Genomic DNA, 15,969 nt, shown 5'->3' with positions numbered 1-15,969 from the left:
TTTTATCGAGATTTTTTAGTATTTATTGATTTAGTTTAAGGTTTGCAAAATTTTTTTAGTGTAGCCTTGAATTGTGGTTGGGAAGAACCCACATTGTTAGCAGTGACAATATTTATAGTTTTATGACCCACATTTTCTTATTTAAGACTATACATATTGTTATTCATTAAGAGTGTACTGTTCTCCATCTAACAGTGGAGATAGCTGGCTCAACGGCGAACCAGTACGTATTTTTTTCTACTACAAAGGTAGGTATGTCATGGCAGAGCAATTTGCTAAAGCTTGGGAAGGTTTTGCTGCAGGCGACTGGCAAAACGAAGTAAACGTTCGTGATTTCATTCAGAAGAACTACACTCCGTACGAAGGCGACGAATCTTTCCTAGTTTCTGAAGGTACTGAAGCGACTAACAAGCTTTGGGCTAAGGTAATGGAAGGTATCAAACAAGAGAACGCGACTCACGCTCCTGTTGATTTCGATACTTCAGTTATCTCTACCATCACTGCTCACGATGCAGGCTACATCGAAAAAGACCTAGAAACTATCGTAGGTCTACAAACTGAAGCTCCTCTTAAGCGTGCAATCATCCCTAACGGTGGTATCCGTATGGTTGAAGGTTCTTGCAAAGCTTACGATCGCGAGCTTGACCCACAAGTTAAGAAAATCTTCACAGAATACCGTAAAACGCACAACGCTGGCGTATTCGATATCTACACTCCAGATATCCTAGCATGTCGTAAATCAGGCGTTCTAACTGGTCTTCCAGATGCGTACGGTCGTGGTCGTATTATCGGTGACTACCGTCGTGTTGCTCTATACGGTATCGACCGTCTAATGCAAGACAAGCTAGCTCAATTCAAGTCTCTACAAGAGCGTTTTGAGAACGGTGAAGATCTACAGATGACTATGCAGCTTCGCGAAGAGATTGCTGAGCAGCACCGTGCACTTGGTCAAATGAAAGTTATGGCTGCTAAATACGGCTGTGACATCTCTCGTCCAGCTGAAACTGCACAAGAAGCTATCCAGTGGACTTACTTCGGTTACCTAGCAGCTGTTAAATCTCAAAACGGCGCAGCAATGTCTCTAGGTCGTACTTCTACTTTCCTAGATATCTACATCGAACGTGATATCGCTGAAGGTAAGATCACTGAAGTTGACGCACAGGAAATGATCGACCACTTCGTAATGAAACTACGTATGGTTCGCTTCCTACGTACTCCTGAGTACGATGATCTATTCTCTGGCGACCCAATCTGGGCAACAGAGTCTATGGGTGGTATGGGTCTTGACGGTCGTACGCTAGTTACGCGTTCAAACTTCCGTTTCCTAAACTCTCTATACACAATGGGTCCTTCTCCAGAGCCAAACATCACTGTTCTTTGGTCTGAGCAACTACCTGAAGGCTTCAAGAAGTTCTGTGCGAAAGTATCTATCGATACTTCATCAATCCAGTACGAGAACGACGATCTAATGCGTCCAGACTTCGAGTCTGATGACTACGCAATCGCATGTTGTGTATCTCCAATGATCATTGGTAAGCACATGCAGTTCTTCGGCGCTCGCGCTAACCTAGCTAAGACTCTTCTATACGTTATCAACGGCGGTGTGGATGAGAAACTGAAGATCCAAGTTGGTCCTCAAATGCCTAAGATCACTGACGAAGTTCTAGACTTCGACGATGTTTGGGGCAAACTAGACCACTTCATGGATTGGCTAGCTAAGCAGTACGTGACTGCACTAAACAGCATTCACTTCATGCACGACAAGTACAGCTACGAAGCTGCACTAATGGCTCTACATGACCGTGACGTTCGTCGTACTATGGCTTGTGGTATCGCTGGTCTATCTGTTGCTGCTGACTCACTATCTGCAATCAAATTCGCGAAAGTTAAACCAGTTCGTGACGAAGATGGCGTAGCAATCGACTTCGAAATCGAAGGCGACTACCCTAAATTCGGTAACAACGATGCTCGCGTAGATGATATCGCTTGTGAACTTGTTGAAGTATTCATGAACAAGATTCGTCAGCTTAAGACTTACCGTGATGCAATCCCAACTCAGTCTATCCTAACTATCACTTCAAACGTGGTATACGGTAAGAAGACTGGTAACACGCCTGACGGTCGTCGCGCAGGTGCTCCTTTCGCACCAGGTGCTAACCCAATGCACGGTCGTGACGAAAAAGGTGCTGTAGCGTCTCTAACGTCTGTAGGTAAACTACCGTTTGCTCACGCTAAAGATGGTATCTCTTACACGTTCTCTATCGTACCTAACGCTCTAGGTAAAGATGAAAGTTCACAACGCGCTAACCTAGCTGGTCTAATGGATGGTTACTTCCACCACGAATCTGGCATTGAAGGTGGTCAACACCTTAACGTGAACGTACTTAACCGCGAAACTCTAGAAGACGCTGTTAAGCACCCAGAGAAATACCCTCAGCTAACAATCCGTGTATCTGGTTACGCTGTACGCTTCAACTCTCTAACTGCAGAGCAACAAGCTGACGTAATCGCACGTACATTCACTGAGTCTCTATAAGACTCATTGAAGTAGCACTTTGAGTGATAACTGAAAGGCTGACGCAGCAATGCGTCAGCCTTTTTTATTATCTTGGTTCGAAGTTGTGACCCACCCTGAGATTTTCTAGCATAACTTGAGTATGATGCGGAAAATCCTCACAAAAATGCCTATGAAACTTAATAAATATATCATTGTGGCTTTGATAGCTTCTCCTGCCTTCGCTTCTTCTAAATCCACAGTTTCCTTCACGCTAGATAACGACGGAATATTTGGTGTGGACCAAGACTATACCAACGGTCTATTCCTCTCGTACGCTACCGAAAAGCTGCGTGAAGACTCAGAGTGGAAGTGGCTCACACTAAATGACAACAGCCAAAATAACGTAGACAAGATTGAAATCGTGCTCGGCCACAAAATGTATACTCCAAGTGACATTGAAGCTGACTACCCTCTCATTAATGATCGCCCTTACGCCGGTTACTTGCATACTGAAATCAACTATATCTCACTCACCCCTGACCAAGCGGTTCGCTATAACTTTACTATTGGCGCAACAGGTGAAAGCTCACTGTCTGAGAAAGCACAACAAATCGTTCACGGCATTACAGGCTCAACAGATCCTCAAGGCTGGGAGTATCAAATCGATGACGAAATTGCTTTTAGCGTTGGCTACCGTGCATTCAACAAACTGATGCGCAGTGAAGGTGAAAGCACACAGTGGGAGATCACCAATGTAAACGACATTAACGCAGGTAATTTCCGCAGCGATGTATCTCAAGGTGTAATGTTCCGTTGGGGCACAAACCTAGGCAACAGCATTGGCGCCGCGAATATCAGTGTTGAAAGCCCATTCCACGCAAGTATGCTGGCCAAAAGCACCTCTAGCTGGTTCTTGTTTACCGGATTCGAAGGTCGCTACCGTTTCAATGACATTACCATTGAAGGTGACCGTTCTGCTCTTCCAGAGCCCTCTGAACAATATGATGTAACGTTACAGAACTGGCAAGCTAGCGCGGTTGCTGGCGCGACTTGGTACAATCAAAACTATGGCGCAAGCTTAACGTTCACGGTAAAAACACCTGATTACAAAGAAGCTCAAACCGACGTTTATGGCACCGGTTCTCTCTCCTTATTCGCCTTCTTCTAAATAAAACTCTAGATGCGGCGTGAGTGCATTCTTTCGCCGCTTTCTTTCCCCACTATATAGCTATCGAAAGCCCTCTTAGACTGTTTTAACCCTTCAATTTGTAATAAAATAACGGTCAGAATTTATTAAAAATGAGAGCAAAAGATGTCAACAACTGGTCGTATTCACTCATTTGAGTCATGTGGTACCGTAGACGGACCTGGTATTCGTTTTATCGTCTTCTTGCAAGGTTGCTTAATGCGCTGTAAGTATTGCCATAACCGTGATACATGGGATACTCATGATGGTAAAGAAGTGACGGTTGATGAAATTATTTCTGAAGCAAAAACCTACCGTCATTTCATGAACGCATCAGGTGGTGGCATTACTTGCTCTGGTGGCGAAGCAATGCTTCAACCAGAGTTCGTGCGTGATTTCTTCCGAGCTGCTCAAGCCGAAGGGATCCACACGTGTTTGGATACAAACGGCTACATTCGCAAGCATACTGACGTTATCGATGAAGTACTGGATGCAACAGACTTAGTCATGCTTGACCTAAAACACATGAAAGATGAGATCCACCAAGATTTTATCGGTGTGTCTAACCGTCGTGTTTTAGACTTTGCTCGTTACCTACATAAGATTGGTCAAAAGACTTGGATTCGTTATGTAGTGGTTCCTGGCTACACAGACGAACCAGAAGCAGCACACATGCTGGGCGAGTTCATTAAAGATATGGACAATATTGAGAAGGTAGAGCTTCTTCCTTACCACAAACTTGGTGCACATAAATGGGAAGCGCTTGGTGTTGAATATCCGCTTGAGGGTGTAAATCCACCATCAAAAGAGACAATGGATGAAATCCAGTCAATCCTTTCCCAATATCACGCAAATGTGAAATACTAAGTCATATCAGGTTATTGAATAGATTAAAAATACCAGCAACTTGCTGGTATTTTTTTACCTATATGTCGGCATATGTGTCGTACAAACTAGTCGAACTAACTAACAGATTTTGTGCGCTATCCAACTCATGTTAGACGTATTAGGGATATTAAACAGTAAGTAAAGTTCACTGGAAAAGCGTTGGGACAACACATGGATTGGTTTAATTTCGTTTCGGTCATCATTATTTGCTGGGTCGCTGTCGTTTATTGTTTACCCGATTGGCGAAAAGTCATTTGGCCTAAAATGGAACAAGAAAAGCCATTTCAACACTTAGTCTTTGCAACTCTCTTCATTCTAAGTGTTTTATGGTCTGCGCAAGCAGGCATAAAGGAAGGCCTACAGATACATTTTCTCGCTCTCACCACACTCACCATGATGTATGGCTGGCGCATGGCATTTTTGCTCTGTATTCCTGCCATGTTTATTAATCACCTGATTCATGACATACCACTATTGATGTTACCGAGTACGCTGGTACTTTCAGCATTGGCGCCAATACTAATTAGCTACTTCATTTTTCTACTTAGCTATCAATACCTTCCTCGAAACATATTTGTCTTCATCTTTGTCGCTGGTTTTTTCAATGGCGCTCTTACTGGCAGTCTCCACCTACTGATAAACTCTTTTTATCATCTTTCTATGGGTCATTACGAGTGGCAAACTATCCAGCACAATTATTTCATTTTTGTCCCACTGCTTGCCTTCCCTGAAGGGCTTCTCAACGGAATGTCACTGGCTGTGTTGACGGTTTTCAAACCTGAATGGCTTAGGGTATTCTCAGACCGAGATTACATATACAACCATTACCATAAATAAGCTGTAATCACTCGTTAATACGGTGTTTGTAAACTGGCTAGATTCGATAATTCTTGCCATTTTTCATATTAAATATGTGTTGAGATCATGTTTCACCTTCGTCCGAAACGTTAACCTAAGCACATTAAAAATGTATTAGATTATTTAGTGAGGTCACCATGGAAATGTCAAACGCTCAACGTTTGATCCTATCAAACCAGTACAACCTAATGTCTCAGCTTGACCCTAACAACGCGGCTAAATACAAGCGTCTACAAATGATTGTGGAGCGTGGTTACGAGCTACAGATGCGCGAGTTGAACAAAGATTTTGGCTGCATAACTGAAACTGAATGTCGTGAAATCATCGACATCATGGAGATGTACCATGCAATGCAAGAGTCGCACAAAATGCTGGATGATGAAGAGCGCAGTAATGTAGATCAACGTCGTCTTCAATTTCTTGGCTTTGATATCGCAACGGAAGCACAACAAGTGCATTACGTACGCTTCCTAGTGGATTCAGAAGGACTTTACCCTCAATTTGATAAAGCAGATCATCACTTCAATAGCCAAATGCCAATGCTAGAAAAGTACCGCCGTATGTTAAAAACATGGCGTAACTGCCCTCGTCAATACCACTTATGTGCAAACGAATTGGCGCAAATTTTTAACGCCTAGTACAAAGGGGGGAGTTCCCCCCTTATCTTTTCTTAACCTTTTTATTTCCTTAAAAAGAATAAGTGACACCAACATTTGCAGAGGTATGAATACCGCTTTCAATCAAAGGGCTCTTCTCTATGTTTCCTTCATAGTTTGTGTACCTCACCCCTCCTGTCACGCGTAAATGGTTGGTCAAATTCATAAAACCTGATAATCCGATAAAGTACTGACCGTCCCAGCCAGCATTAAACTCAGAAATCGTAGATCCCACAGCCTGCGCTCTTACTGCTTCTTCTTTACTTACGCCATATAAGTGCTCATTGAGCCGTGAACTGTTATAGGCATAACCTACTGAAGGAATGACCGTCCATCCTCTCTGTCTAATTGGCAGTCGCCATGCAGCTTCTGCATACAATCCATTGTGAACAAAACCAACATCGCTCCCAACTGTGGCTTCGAGTAACCCTGCCAGCGTAATAAGTTGATAACTAACCCCGCCCAAAACCGTTGATTTTCTCTTATCCATCTGTTGGATTCCGACATCACCTGAATCCTGAGGCTTCAAAGTGCGAGGGTCATAAACCAATCGGAAAATAATATTTTGCGCGGATCTTACCGGGAAAAGTCGATATCCGGCACTAAAACCACGCATAAAAAATCGGTCACTTTCATAGCCAATAACTGGAATAACTATCTGGTTTGATGGTGTATCTTGATAGACAGCAGGTGAGTATGATGCAGCCGCACCAAATGACCACTGAGACGCTTGTGCCCATCCGGAACTAGCCAATAAGAACCAAATACAACCAATCGATAACCTTTTAACCATACCACCCTCAAAAATACATTCACATTACCAATGCAAGGTTACCGCACGACGTACATAAAATCAATTTACGCTTTTGCTACAAAAATGTTCAGCCTTCAATCACAAAATCAACCAAGTGCTCGTTCTATGACTAACTACTAGTCAATGTATTGTTTTTGTCTTGCCGCTCTCATTGATCTAGTGAATAGACATTCATCGTGTTCGTGATTCAAGTGTCAATTTTGCAATAAATTCATAATTGTTAAGCAAAATTGGAAATCCCCGACTAGGCTTAGAAGGAGAAAGGGAGTGATTGAAAGGTACTTATCCATCGTTCTCAGTTGTTGTGAAATTTGTCCATAAAGCAAAGTCTTTGGTGTTGTTTAGCTGACCTAGAGTACAAACCAAACGTGATAATAGGACGTATAAGCTCATACAACGAAGAGCATACTGAAGGTGGGTAAGCCTGCGTCAACGTTCGTCGGTAGACTGACTAGTTAAAGGGGAAAGCGACATGAGTATTTTCGACCACTATCAATCAAGATATGAAGCTGCAAAAGATGAAGAGATGTCGTTACAGGATTTCTTAGCCCTGTGTAAAGACGACAAAAGCGCTTACGCTAATGCTGCAGAACGCCTGCTTTTGGCTATCGGAGAGCCAGAAGTCATTGATACTGCCCAAGATCCAAGATTGAGCCGTATCTTCTCTAACCGTGTCATCTCGCGTTATGAAACCTTCAAAGACTTCTATGGCATGGAAGATGCGATTGAGCAGATTGTTTCTTATCTCAAACATGCTGCACAAGGTCTGGAAGAACGCAAACAAATCCTATACCTACTCGGCCCTGTCGGTGGTGGTAAGTCATCTCTTGCCGAAAAACTGAAAGCATTGATGGAAAAAATGCCTATTTATGTTTTGAGCGCAAATGGCGAACGAAGCCCAGTAAACGACCATCCATTCTGTCTATTTAATCCAGTTGAAGATGGGGAGATTCTGAAAAAAGAATATGGTATTGAACATCGGTACTTGCGGTCAATCATGTCTCCTTGGGCTGCGAAGCGTTTACACGACTTTGGCGGGGACATCACCAAGTTTAAAGTACTCAAGGTGCGTCCATCCATCTTGGATCAAGTTGGTATCGCAAAAACCGAACCGGGTGATGAAAACAATCAAGACATTTCGTCCCTAGTTGGTAAGGTCGATATTCGTCAGTTAGAGCATTACTCACAAGATGACCCAGATGCCTACAGCTACTCTGGCGCGCTATGTAAAGCGAACCAAGGCTTAATGGAGTTCGTTGAGATGTTCAAGGCGCCAATCAAGGTGCTACACCCACTCTTGACTGCGACTCAGGAAGGCAACTTCAACGGAACTGAAGGTCTATCGGCGATTCCATTCGACGGTATGATTCTGGCGCACTCAAATGAATCTGAGTGGCAAACCTTCCGCAATAACAAGAACAACGAAGCGTTCTTGGACCGTGTTTACATTGTGAAAGTGCCTTACTGTCTACGAGTGTCGGAAGAAGTGAAGATCTACCAGAAACTGCTTGAAAACAGTGAACTGTCTAAAGCACCTTGTTCACCAAGCACACTCGAAACTCTTGCTCAATTCAGTATTCTTTCACGACTGAAAGACCCTGAAAACTCATCCATCTTCTCGAAAATGCGTGTATACGATGGCGAAACGCTGAAAGACACCGATCCAAAAGCGAAGAGTTATCAAGAATACCGTGACTATGCAGGTGTTGATGAAGGAATGAACGGTCTATCAACCCGTTTTGCATTTAAGATCTTGTCTCGCGTATTCAACTTCGACCAAACAGAAGTAGCAGCGAACCCTGTTCACCTATTCTATGTAATTGAACAGCAAGTAGAGCGTGAGCAATTCCCTTCTGAAATTGCTGAGAAATACCTTGAATTCTTGAAGGGCTATCTAGTACCTCGTTATGTAGAGTTCATTGGTAAAGAAGTTCAGACTGCATACCTCGAGTCCTACTCTGAGTATGGTCAAAACATCTTCGACCGCTACGTCACTTATGCCGACTTTTGGATTCAAGACCAAGAGTACCGTGACCCAGAAACTGGTCAGCTATTCGACCGAGCATCTTTAAACGCAGAACTAGAGAAGATCGAGAAAACGGCTGGCATCTCTAACCCTAAAGATTTCCGAAATGAAATCGTCAACTTTGTGCTTCGTGCGAAAGCCAATAACAATGGTCAAAACCCAGTTTGGACCAGCTACGAAAAACTGCGTACGGTAATCGAGAAAAAAATGTTCTCCAATACTGAAGAGCTACTTCCGGTTATCTCGTTCAATGCGAAAACCTCTTCTGAAGATCAGAAGAAGCACGACGACTTTGTCGCTCGCATGATGGAAAAAGGCTATACCGAGAAACAGGTTCGCCTACTTTCTGAGTGGTACCTACGAGTACGTAAGTCATCCTAACTAGTTTGAGTTAGGTCGCTTGTGAAACATGAAGAGGGCTATTTCATGGCGCAATTTATAGACCGAAGGCTCAATGGCAAAAACAAGAGCGCTGTTAATCGACAGCGCTTCTTGAAGCGTCATAGAGAGCAGATTAAAGAGTCGGTAGCTGACGCAGTGAATCGACGCTCGATCACGAACACGGAAACGGGCGAAGACGTCTCTATACCGCACAAAGACATCAATGAACCTATGTTTCATCAGGGTAAAGGAGGCGTGCGCGACCGCGTACACCCTGGTAACGACCAATTTATCACTGGTGACAAGATCGAACGCCCGAAAGGCGGTGGCCAAGGCGGCGGTGCTGGTGAAGGCAATGCCAGCCCTGACGGCGAAGGCCAAGATGAGTTCGTTTTTCAAATTTCAAAAGATGAATACCTCGATATCTTGTTTGAAGATTTAGAGCTACCGAATCTTGAGAAAAACCAAATTGCCAAAATCACAGAATGGAAAACACACCGAGCTGGTTATCAAACGGCAGGTATTCCATCCAACATTGCCGTTGTTCGTTCACTGCAACAGTCGTTGGCACGTCGCACCGCCATGACAGCAGGTAAGAAACGCCTTCTTCATGAATTAGAAGAAGAGCTTGTCCGAATCAAAAACATCGAGCCAGCTCAACAGCTTGAAGAAAATCGTCTTAAGAAAGAAATTGAGGATCTGCGCAAGAAAATAGAAAGCGTACCCTTCATTGACACTTTCGACTTACGTTTTAAGAACTATGAGAAACGCCCTGTTCCGTCGAGCCAAGCAGTGATGTTCTGTCTGATGGATGTGTCCGGTTCTATGGACCAAGCCACCAAAGATATTGCAAAGCGCTTCTACGTGCTTCTGTACCTGTTCTTAACACGTACCTACGAGAACGTTGAAGTCGTCTTCATTCGTCACCACACCCAAGCGAAAGAAGTCGATGAGCACGAGTTCTTCTATTCGCAAGAAACGGGGGGCACGATTGTTTCGAGCGCGCTCAAGTTGATGAACGAGATCATCCAAGACCGCTATCCCGTGGGCCAATGGAACATCTATGCTGCCCAGGCATCTGACGGTGATAACTGGGCTGATGACTCGCCTCGTTGCCGTGATTTACTTGTGAATAAATTGCTTCCGAATTGTCAGTATTACTCATACATTGAAATCACACGACGCTCGCACCAAACGCTGTGGCATGAATATGAAAAACTTTCAGAAGAATTTCCAAACTTCGCCATGAAAAATATCCGCTCTGTGGAGGATATCTTCCCAGTCTTTCGTGAACTATTCAAAAAAGAAACGGCGTAAGGAGGTGGGCAATGAACACTGCAACAACAAACCTTTCGGGGAAAGCCTTGAAGAAGCGCAGAGAGAATATGCTGCCAGATGGTCCAGACTGGACCTTTGAGCTGCTTGAGCGTTACCACAAAGAGATCAAGCGTGTCGCGGAGCATTACCGTCTCGATACCTACCCTAACCAAATTGAGGTGATTACCTCAGAGCAAATGATGGACGCATACTCAAGTATCGGTATGCCCATCAACTACAATCACTGGTCGTTTGGTAAAAAGTTCATACAAACAGAGCAGAACTATAAGCACGGTCAGATGGGGTTGGCTTACGAGATCGTCATTAACTCCAACCCATGTATTGCCTACTTGATGGAAGAGAACACCATCACCATGCAGGCGCTTGTTATCGCTCACGCATGTTATGGGCACAACTCGTTCTTTAAAGGCAATTACCTGTTCCAAACTTGGACCGATGCAAGTTCGATCATTGATTATCTTCTGTTCGCAAAGAATTATATTGCGGAATGTGAAGAGCGATATGGCGTGCACGAAGTCGAACAATTGCTCGATTCTTGCCATGCACTCATGAACTTTGGTGTAGACCGCTACAAACGTCCGGAAAAGATTTCGATCAATGAGGAGAAAGCTCGCCAGGAAGAGCGTGAAGCTTACCTGCAATCTCAGGTTAACGAACTTTGGCGTACAGTGCCACAATCCAAAACCAAAGAAGAAGACATGAAGGTCCGCTTCCCTAGTGAACCCCAAGAGAACCTGCTCTACTTCTTTGAAAAACACGCTCCATTGCTTGAGCCTTGGCAACGTGAGATTGTTCGTATCGTGCGTAAGGTAAGCCAATACTTTTATCCACAGAAACAAACTCAAGTAATGAACGAAGGCTGGGCAACGTTCTGGCACTATACCATTCTCAATCATCTCTATGATGAAGGTTTGGTTTCTGAGAGGTTCATTCTCGAGTTTCTACACAGCCATACAAGCGTGGTCGCACAACCGCCATACAATAGCCCTTACTTCAACGGTATCAACCCTTATGCACTTGGTTTTGCGATGTTTCGAGATATCAAACGCATCTGTGAAGAGCCGACAGACGAAGACAAAGAGTGGTTCCCAGAATTGGCAGGAACAGACTGGTTAGATGCGGTTCACTTTGCCATGCATAACTTTAAGGACGAGAGCTTTATTAGCCAATACTTGTCACCGAAGCTCATGCGCGACTTTAAGCTCTTTGCGATTAATGATGATGACCGGAAAAACTTCATCGAAGTTGCCGCTATTCATGATGAAATGGGTTACAAACGCATTAGGGAAACCCTCGCTGCGCAATATAACTTGGCAAATCTGGAGCCCAATATTCAAGTCTTTAACGTTGACGTTCGTGGTGATCGCTCTTTAACACTGCAATATATTCCTCACAACCGAATTCCTCTTGATAGCAGTTATGACGAGGTATTAAAGCATGTTTATCGCTTATGGGGCTTTGACGTAATTCTCGAGGAAGTGAAAGACACCGGACACAGAGAGATCCTCTCAACTTGTCCAAAACGGAATCAGTACGATACCAATATCTAACCTATACGACATCTAAGCTAACATACCGACAAAAAAGGCTCCTCGATGAGGAGCCTTTCTAATTTGGAAAACAATACCGAGCTTATTGTGCTTGCTTAGCAACAATGGCGCATACCGCTTCTAAATCTTCTGGAGTATCCACACCGGCTGCTGGTGCTTCTTTTGCGACCTCAACGTGAATCTTTTCGCCATACCAAAGCACGCGAAGCTGCTCCAGACACTCAATCTGCTCAAGTGCACTTGGTTGCCAATTCACGTAAGTATTAATGAAACCCGCTCGGTAAGCGTAGATACCGATGTGGCGCATCAATGGGTTCGCGATCGTTTTGTCTTGTTTAGCAAAGTTGTCACGATCCCACGGAATCGTTGCTCGGCTAAAGTACATAGCATAGCCACGCTCATCCGCCACTACTTTTACCGCATTCGGGTTGAAGACTTCTTCTTCCGATTCGATCTCAACCGCAAGCGTTGCCATTGGCGCATCACAACCCGCTAAGTTGTCAGCCACTTGACGAATAATAGACGGTGGAATCAATGGCTCATCACCCTGAACGTTAACCACAATGTGGTCTGCAGGGATCGCCATCTTTTCTACCACTTCTGCTAGTCGCTCAGTACCAGACTCGTGGTTTGGCGAGGTCATACAAACTTTACCACCAAACTGCTCTACCGCTACAGATACGCGCTCATCATCCGTCGCGATAATCACATCTTCAGCACCCGCCTGTAGCGCTTGCTCATAGACCCACTGGATCATTGGCTTACCACCAATGTCCGCCAATGGCTTACCGGGTAACCGGCTCGACGCGTAGCGCGCAGGAATGACAACCGTAAAAGACATTAGCGTCCCTCATCCATGCTCATGGTTCGTGCTTCTGGCTCAAGCAGAACAGGAATACCTTCTTTGATTGGGTAAGCAAGGCGATCCAGTTTGCAGATCAACTCTTGATTATCTTTATCGTACGTCAGCTTACCTTTGCACACAGGGCAAGCTACAATCTCAAGCAGACGGTGATCCATAAGTCGCTTTAACCTCTTTTATTCGATTTAAAATTCGTTCTGCATCGTTTGATTCAAACTGTGCAGAAACGGGCAGATACCACCAATTGTCTTGCGCATAACTGTCGCATTTGACGGCATCTTTTTCTGTCATAATCACATTGGCTCCTTGTTGAGCCAATGCTTGTAATTCTTGCTGGTCAAAGTCTTGATGATCGGCAAAGCCTTTCGTCACTTTGACGTCTGCATTCATTGCATTAAGTGTATTAAAAAATCGTGGTGGATGCCCTATCCCCGCAAACGCAACGAGATCACGTAATTCACTGACCTCAACTTGTTGTTTTGTCTTCAGGTTTATCGCCTTTGATGGCGCTAAAGACATTGGCATTTCGCCTTGCTGAGCTTGACCGCCATTCGTGATGATAAAGTCGACTTCAGCAAGACGCTCTACCCCTTCACGAAGTGGACCAAGTGGAATAAGGCTTTCATTGCCAAAGCGGCGATTACCATCAACGATAACTAACTCGATATCTCGATCTAGAGCGTAATGCTGGAGGCCATCGTCAGTAATAATGATATCAACGCCAGTTTCAAGCAATGCTTTCACCGCATTGGCACGAACCGGGTCTACGGCGACAGGTGCACCAGTGCGGCGATAAATCAGCTTCGGCTCATCACCACAGTGTTTCGCTGGTGTATTGTCATCCAGAATGAGCGGATAATGCGGTGCTTTTGCACCATAGCCTCGAGATACCACTCCCGGTTTAAAACCAAGCTGTTGCAATTGCTCCACCAGCCACACTACAACAGGCGTTTTGCCATTACCACCAGCTGTAATATTTCCAACAACGACGACAGGTACAGGCGCTTTATACGCTCGCTTTTTACCGGATTGGTATTGCTGACGTTTAGACTTGCTAATCGCTCCAAACAACAGACTCAGTGGCCACAACAGTGGCCACAGCAGGTATTTTAGGGGATGGTTTTCGAACCAGATTTTTTCAACCACAGCGCTTAAGCACCAAATTGGATTCGATGAAGCTGAGCGTATGCTCCGTCTTTAGCAATCAAATCAGCATGGTTACCACGTTCAACGATCGCACCTTCATCCACCACTAGGATTTCATCAGCATTCTCAATCGTTGACAGTCGGTGTGCAATCACCAATACAGTTTTGTCTTTCTGTAGTTCATCCAGAGCAGATTGGATTGCACGTTCAGACTCGGTATCTAGAGCAGACGTTGCCTCATCAAGAATCAGAACTGGCGCGTCACGTAATAAAGCTCGAGCAATGGCTACACGTTGACGCTGACCACCGGAAAGGCTTGCACCGTTCTCACCAATCATGGTGTCCAAGCCGTTTTCCATTTTGCTGATAAATTCCATTGCATGGGCAAGCTTGGCTGCTTTTTCAATATCTTCACGAGTGTATTGCTCTTCCGTCGCATACGCGATGTTGTTTGCAATCGTATCGTTGAACAAATGCACGTTTTGAGAAACCAGAGCAAACTGCTCACGTAAATTTTTTAGTTCATAGTCACGAATGTCATGGTCATCAAGTGTTATAGAACCACCGCTAACGTCGTAGAAACGATTGAACAAATTCGCAATGGTACTCTTACCTGAGCCAGAACGACCAACCAAAGCCACCGTCTTACCACGGGGAATATCAAAGCTCACGTTGTCAAGCGCTGGTTTTTCCGCACCTTCGTATGTAAAACTGACGTCTTTCACTGCAACATCACCTTTCGCACGTTCTACAGTGAACTTACCTTCGTTCTTCTCAGGCTCTAGGTCTACCAGGGCAAACAAGGTTTGGCTCGCTGCCATACCGCGTTGGAACTGTGAGGTTACGTTTGTTAGCGCTTTAAGTGGACGCATTAGACCAAACATTGCTGAGAATACAACAGTAAACGTACCCGGAGTCAGTTGCTCTTTGATTGAATCAATACTTGCTAGGTATAGCACCACGACTATTGCAATAGACGCGATCATCTGAATGATTGGGTTTGCCGCCGCTTGGGCCGTTACCAACTTCATGTTTTGCTGTCGCATTTGATTACTTACAATATCAAAACGTTGACGTTCAATATCTTGGCCACCGTAGCTAAGTACGACTTTGTGGCCTTTCAGCATTTGCTCTGCGGAAGCCGTCACGTGCCCCATCATGGTCTGCATGTTTTTTGAAATTTTTCTGAATCGCTTAGAAACAACACCAATGCCCCAAGCAACTACGGGAGCAACAGCAAACAGCACCAATGATAGCTGCCAGCTGTTGTAGAACATCAACACAAGAAGACCGATGATGCTCGCACCTTCACGTACGATGCTCACCAATGCTTGGCTGGTTGCTGCAGACACTTGTTCAGAATCATAAGTAATGCGTGACAACAAGTTACCCGTTTTTTCTTTGTCGAAATACGAGACCGGCATATGCATAAAATGGTTAAAAACCATTCTACGAATATGCATCACAACATTCGACGACACCCAGCTTAAGCAATATGTGGAAACAAACCCACTCACACCACGAATAAACATCATCGCAAAAACGATAAGTGGAAGTGTGCGTAAGAAGTCAGACTCTGCGCTGCCAAAACCTTCGTCTAATAGAGGCTTAAGCAATGAAATCATATAGGTATCAGAAACGGCATTGATGACCAATGCAACAACGGCTACGGCAAGTCCTGATTTGTAAAGGCGAATAAATTGCCACAGACGCTTAAACGTCTGCCAGGTCGTTTCATCAGTATTTATCGACATAGAAGTGCTTTAT

At 44.5% G+C, this 15,969-nt stretch carries 13 protein-coding genes; 8 read left to right on the top strand and 5 right to left on the bottom strand.

Annotation, left to right across the window (positions count from 1 at the left end):
• The first annotated feature begins 259 nt into the window (after positions 1 to 259).
• The 5 genes from pflB (at position 260) to J4N37_RS04875 (ending at position 6,067) form a co-directional block, all read left to right on the top strand.
• Positions 260 to 2,536 carry a formate C-acetyltransferase gene (gene pflB / locus J4N37_RS04895; RefSeq protein ID WP_252041796.1) on the top strand — a complete coding sequence of 759 codons (2,277 nt, stop codon included), beginning with the start codon at positions 260 to 262 and terminating at the stop codon, positions 2,534 to 2,536.
• 151 nt (positions 2,537 to 2,687) lie between these two features.
• Positions 2,688 to 3,665: a lipid A deacylase LpxR family protein gene (locus J4N37_RS04890; protein ID WP_029560949.1), complete on the top strand. Its 978-nt coding sequence runs from the start codon at positions 2,688 to 2,690 to the stop codon at positions 3,663 to 3,665.
• A 144-nt stretch (positions 3,666 to 3,809) separates the two neighbouring features.
• Positions 3,810 to 4,550, top strand: a complete 741-nt coding sequence (gene pflA / locus J4N37_RS04885) for a pyruvate formate lyase 1-activating protein (RefSeq protein ID WP_252041795.1) — start codon at positions 3,810 to 3,812, stop codon at positions 4,548 to 4,550.
• Positions 4,551 to 4,742: 192 nt separating this feature from the next.
• A complete protein-coding gene (locus J4N37_RS04880) occupies positions 4,743 to 5,408 on the top strand; it encodes an energy-coupling factor ABC transporter permease (RefSeq protein ID WP_252041793.1) in 666 nt (221 codons plus the stop codon).
• A 158-nt stretch (positions 5,409 to 5,566) separates the two neighbouring features.
• A complete protein-coding gene (locus J4N37_RS04875) occupies positions 5,567 to 6,067 on the top strand; it encodes a YfbU family protein (RefSeq protein WP_252041792.1) in 501 nt (166 codons plus the stop codon).
• 49 nt (positions 6,068 to 6,116) lie between these two features.
• On the opposite strand, the gene J4N37_RS04870 is transcribed toward J4N37_RS04875, so the two are convergent.
• Positions 6,117 to 6,878: a MipA/OmpV family protein gene (locus tag J4N37_RS04870; RefSeq protein WP_252041791.1), complete on the bottom strand. Its 762-nt coding sequence runs from the start codon at positions 6,876 to 6,878 to the stop codon at positions 6,117 to 6,119.
• Between the two features lie 493 nt (positions 6,879 to 7,371).
• On the opposite strand from J4N37_RS04870, the gene J4N37_RS04865 reads away from it, so the two are divergent.
• From J4N37_RS04865 to J4N37_RS04855, 3 genes are read left to right on the top strand one after another with little or no spacing between them, the layout of a single operon-like run.
• Entirely contained in the window at positions 7,372 to 9,306 is a 1,935-nt protein-coding gene (locus tag J4N37_RS04865; RefSeq protein ID WP_010447168.1) for a PrkA family serine protein kinase, read from the top strand.
• Between the two features lie 45 nt (positions 9,307 to 9,351).
• A complete protein-coding gene (locus tag J4N37_RS04860; RefSeq protein WP_252041790.1) occupies positions 9,352 to 10,623 on the top strand; it encodes a YeaH/YhbH family protein in 1,272 nt (423 codons plus the stop codon).
• 11 nt (positions 10,624 to 10,634) lie between these two features.
• The gene (locus J4N37_RS04855; protein ID WP_045388224.1) at positions 10,635 to 12,194 is read left to right on the top strand and encodes a SpoVR family protein; all 1,560 of its coding nucleotides are present in this window, start codon (positions 10,635 to 10,637) and stop codon (positions 12,192 to 12,194) included.
• An 82-nt stretch (positions 12,195 to 12,276) separates the two neighbouring features.
• On the opposite strand, the gene kdsB is transcribed toward J4N37_RS04855, so the two are convergent.
• From kdsB to msbA, 4 genes are read right to left on the bottom strand one after another with little or no spacing between them, the layout of a single operon-like run.
• Positions 12,277 to 13,035, bottom strand: a complete 759-nt coding sequence (kdsB, locus tag J4N37_RS04850) for a 3-deoxy-manno-octulosonate cytidylyltransferase (protein WP_252041788.1) — start codon at positions 13,033 to 13,035, stop codon at positions 12,277 to 12,279.
• The gene (locus J4N37_RS04845; protein ID WP_005378451.1) at positions 13,035 to 13,214 is read right to left on the bottom strand and encodes a Trm112 family protein; all 180 of its coding nucleotides are present in this window, start codon (positions 13,212 to 13,214) and stop codon (positions 13,035 to 13,037) included. Before J4N37_RS04845 ends, kdsB begins: the two co-directional genes overlap by 1 nt.
• Positions 13,195 to 14,202 carry a tetraacyldisaccharide 4'-kinase gene (gene lpxK / locus J4N37_RS04840; RefSeq protein ID WP_252041787.1) on the bottom strand — a complete coding sequence of 336 codons (1,008 nt, stop codon included), beginning with the start codon at positions 14,200 to 14,202 and terminating at the stop codon, positions 13,195 to 13,197. Before lpxK ends, J4N37_RS04845 begins: the two co-directional genes overlap by 20 nt.
• 5 nt (positions 14,203 to 14,207) lie before the next feature.
• A complete protein-coding gene (gene msbA, locus J4N37_RS04835; RefSeq protein ID WP_010447147.1) occupies positions 14,208 to 15,956 on the bottom strand; it encodes a lipid A ABC transporter ATP-binding protein/permease MsbA in 1,749 nt (582 codons plus the stop codon).
• Positions 15,957 to 15,969 lie beyond the last annotated feature (13 nt).

Source organism: Vibrio sp. SCSIO 43153 (genome assembly GCF_023716625.1).
GTDB classification, from domain to species: Bacteria; Pseudomonadota; Gammaproteobacteria; order Enterobacterales; family Vibrionaceae; genus Vibrio; species Vibrio rotiferianus.
Note: the sequence above shows the minus strand (reverse complement) of the source record. Positions and strands in the feature narration are given on the sequence as shown.

Bases quoted from the DNA above. Each gene is read 5' to 3' on its own strand.
- pflB (WP_252041796.1), top strand. From the start codon at position 260: ATGGCAGAGCAATTTGCTAAAGCTTGGGAAGGTTTTGCTGCAGGCGAC.
- J4N37_RS04890 (WP_029560949.1), top strand. From the start codon at position 2,688: ATGAAACTTAATAAATATATCATTGTGGCTTTGATAGCTTCTCCTGCC.
- pflA (WP_252041795.1), top strand. From the start codon at position 3,810: ATGTCAACAACTGGTCGTATTCACTCATTTGAGTCATGTGGTACCGTA.
- J4N37_RS04880 (WP_252041793.1), top strand. From the start codon at position 4,743: ATGGATTGGTTTAATTTCGTTTCGGTCATCATTATTTGCTGGGTCGCT.
- J4N37_RS04875 (WP_252041792.1), top strand. From the start codon at position 5,567: ATGGAAATGTCAAACGCTCAACGTTTGATCCTATCAAACCAGTACAAC.
- J4N37_RS04870 (WP_252041791.1), bottom strand. From the start codon at position 6,878: ATGGTTAAAAGGTTATCGATTGGTTGTATTTGGTTCTTATTGGCTAGT.
- J4N37_RS04865 (WP_010447168.1), top strand. From the start codon at position 7,372: ATGAGTATTTTCGACCACTATCAATCAAGATATGAAGCTGCAAAAGAT.
- J4N37_RS04860 (WP_252041790.1), top strand. From the start codon at position 9,352: ATGGCGCAATTTATAGACCGAAGGCTCAATGGCAAAAACAAGAGCGCT.
- J4N37_RS04855 (WP_045388224.1), top strand. From the start codon at position 10,635: ATGAACACTGCAACAACAAACCTTTCGGGGAAAGCCTTGAAGAAGCGC.
- kdsB (WP_252041788.1), bottom strand. From the start codon at position 13,035: ATGTCTTTTACGGTTGTCATTCCTGCGCGCTACGCGTCGAGCCGGTTA.
- J4N37_RS04845 (WP_005378451.1), bottom strand. From the start codon at position 13,214: ATGGATCACCGTCTGCTTGAGATTGTAGCTTGCCCTGTGTGCAAAGGT.
- msbA (WP_010447147.1), bottom strand. From the start codon at position 15,956: ATGTCGATAAATACTGATGAAACGACCTGGCAGACGTTTAAGCGTCTG.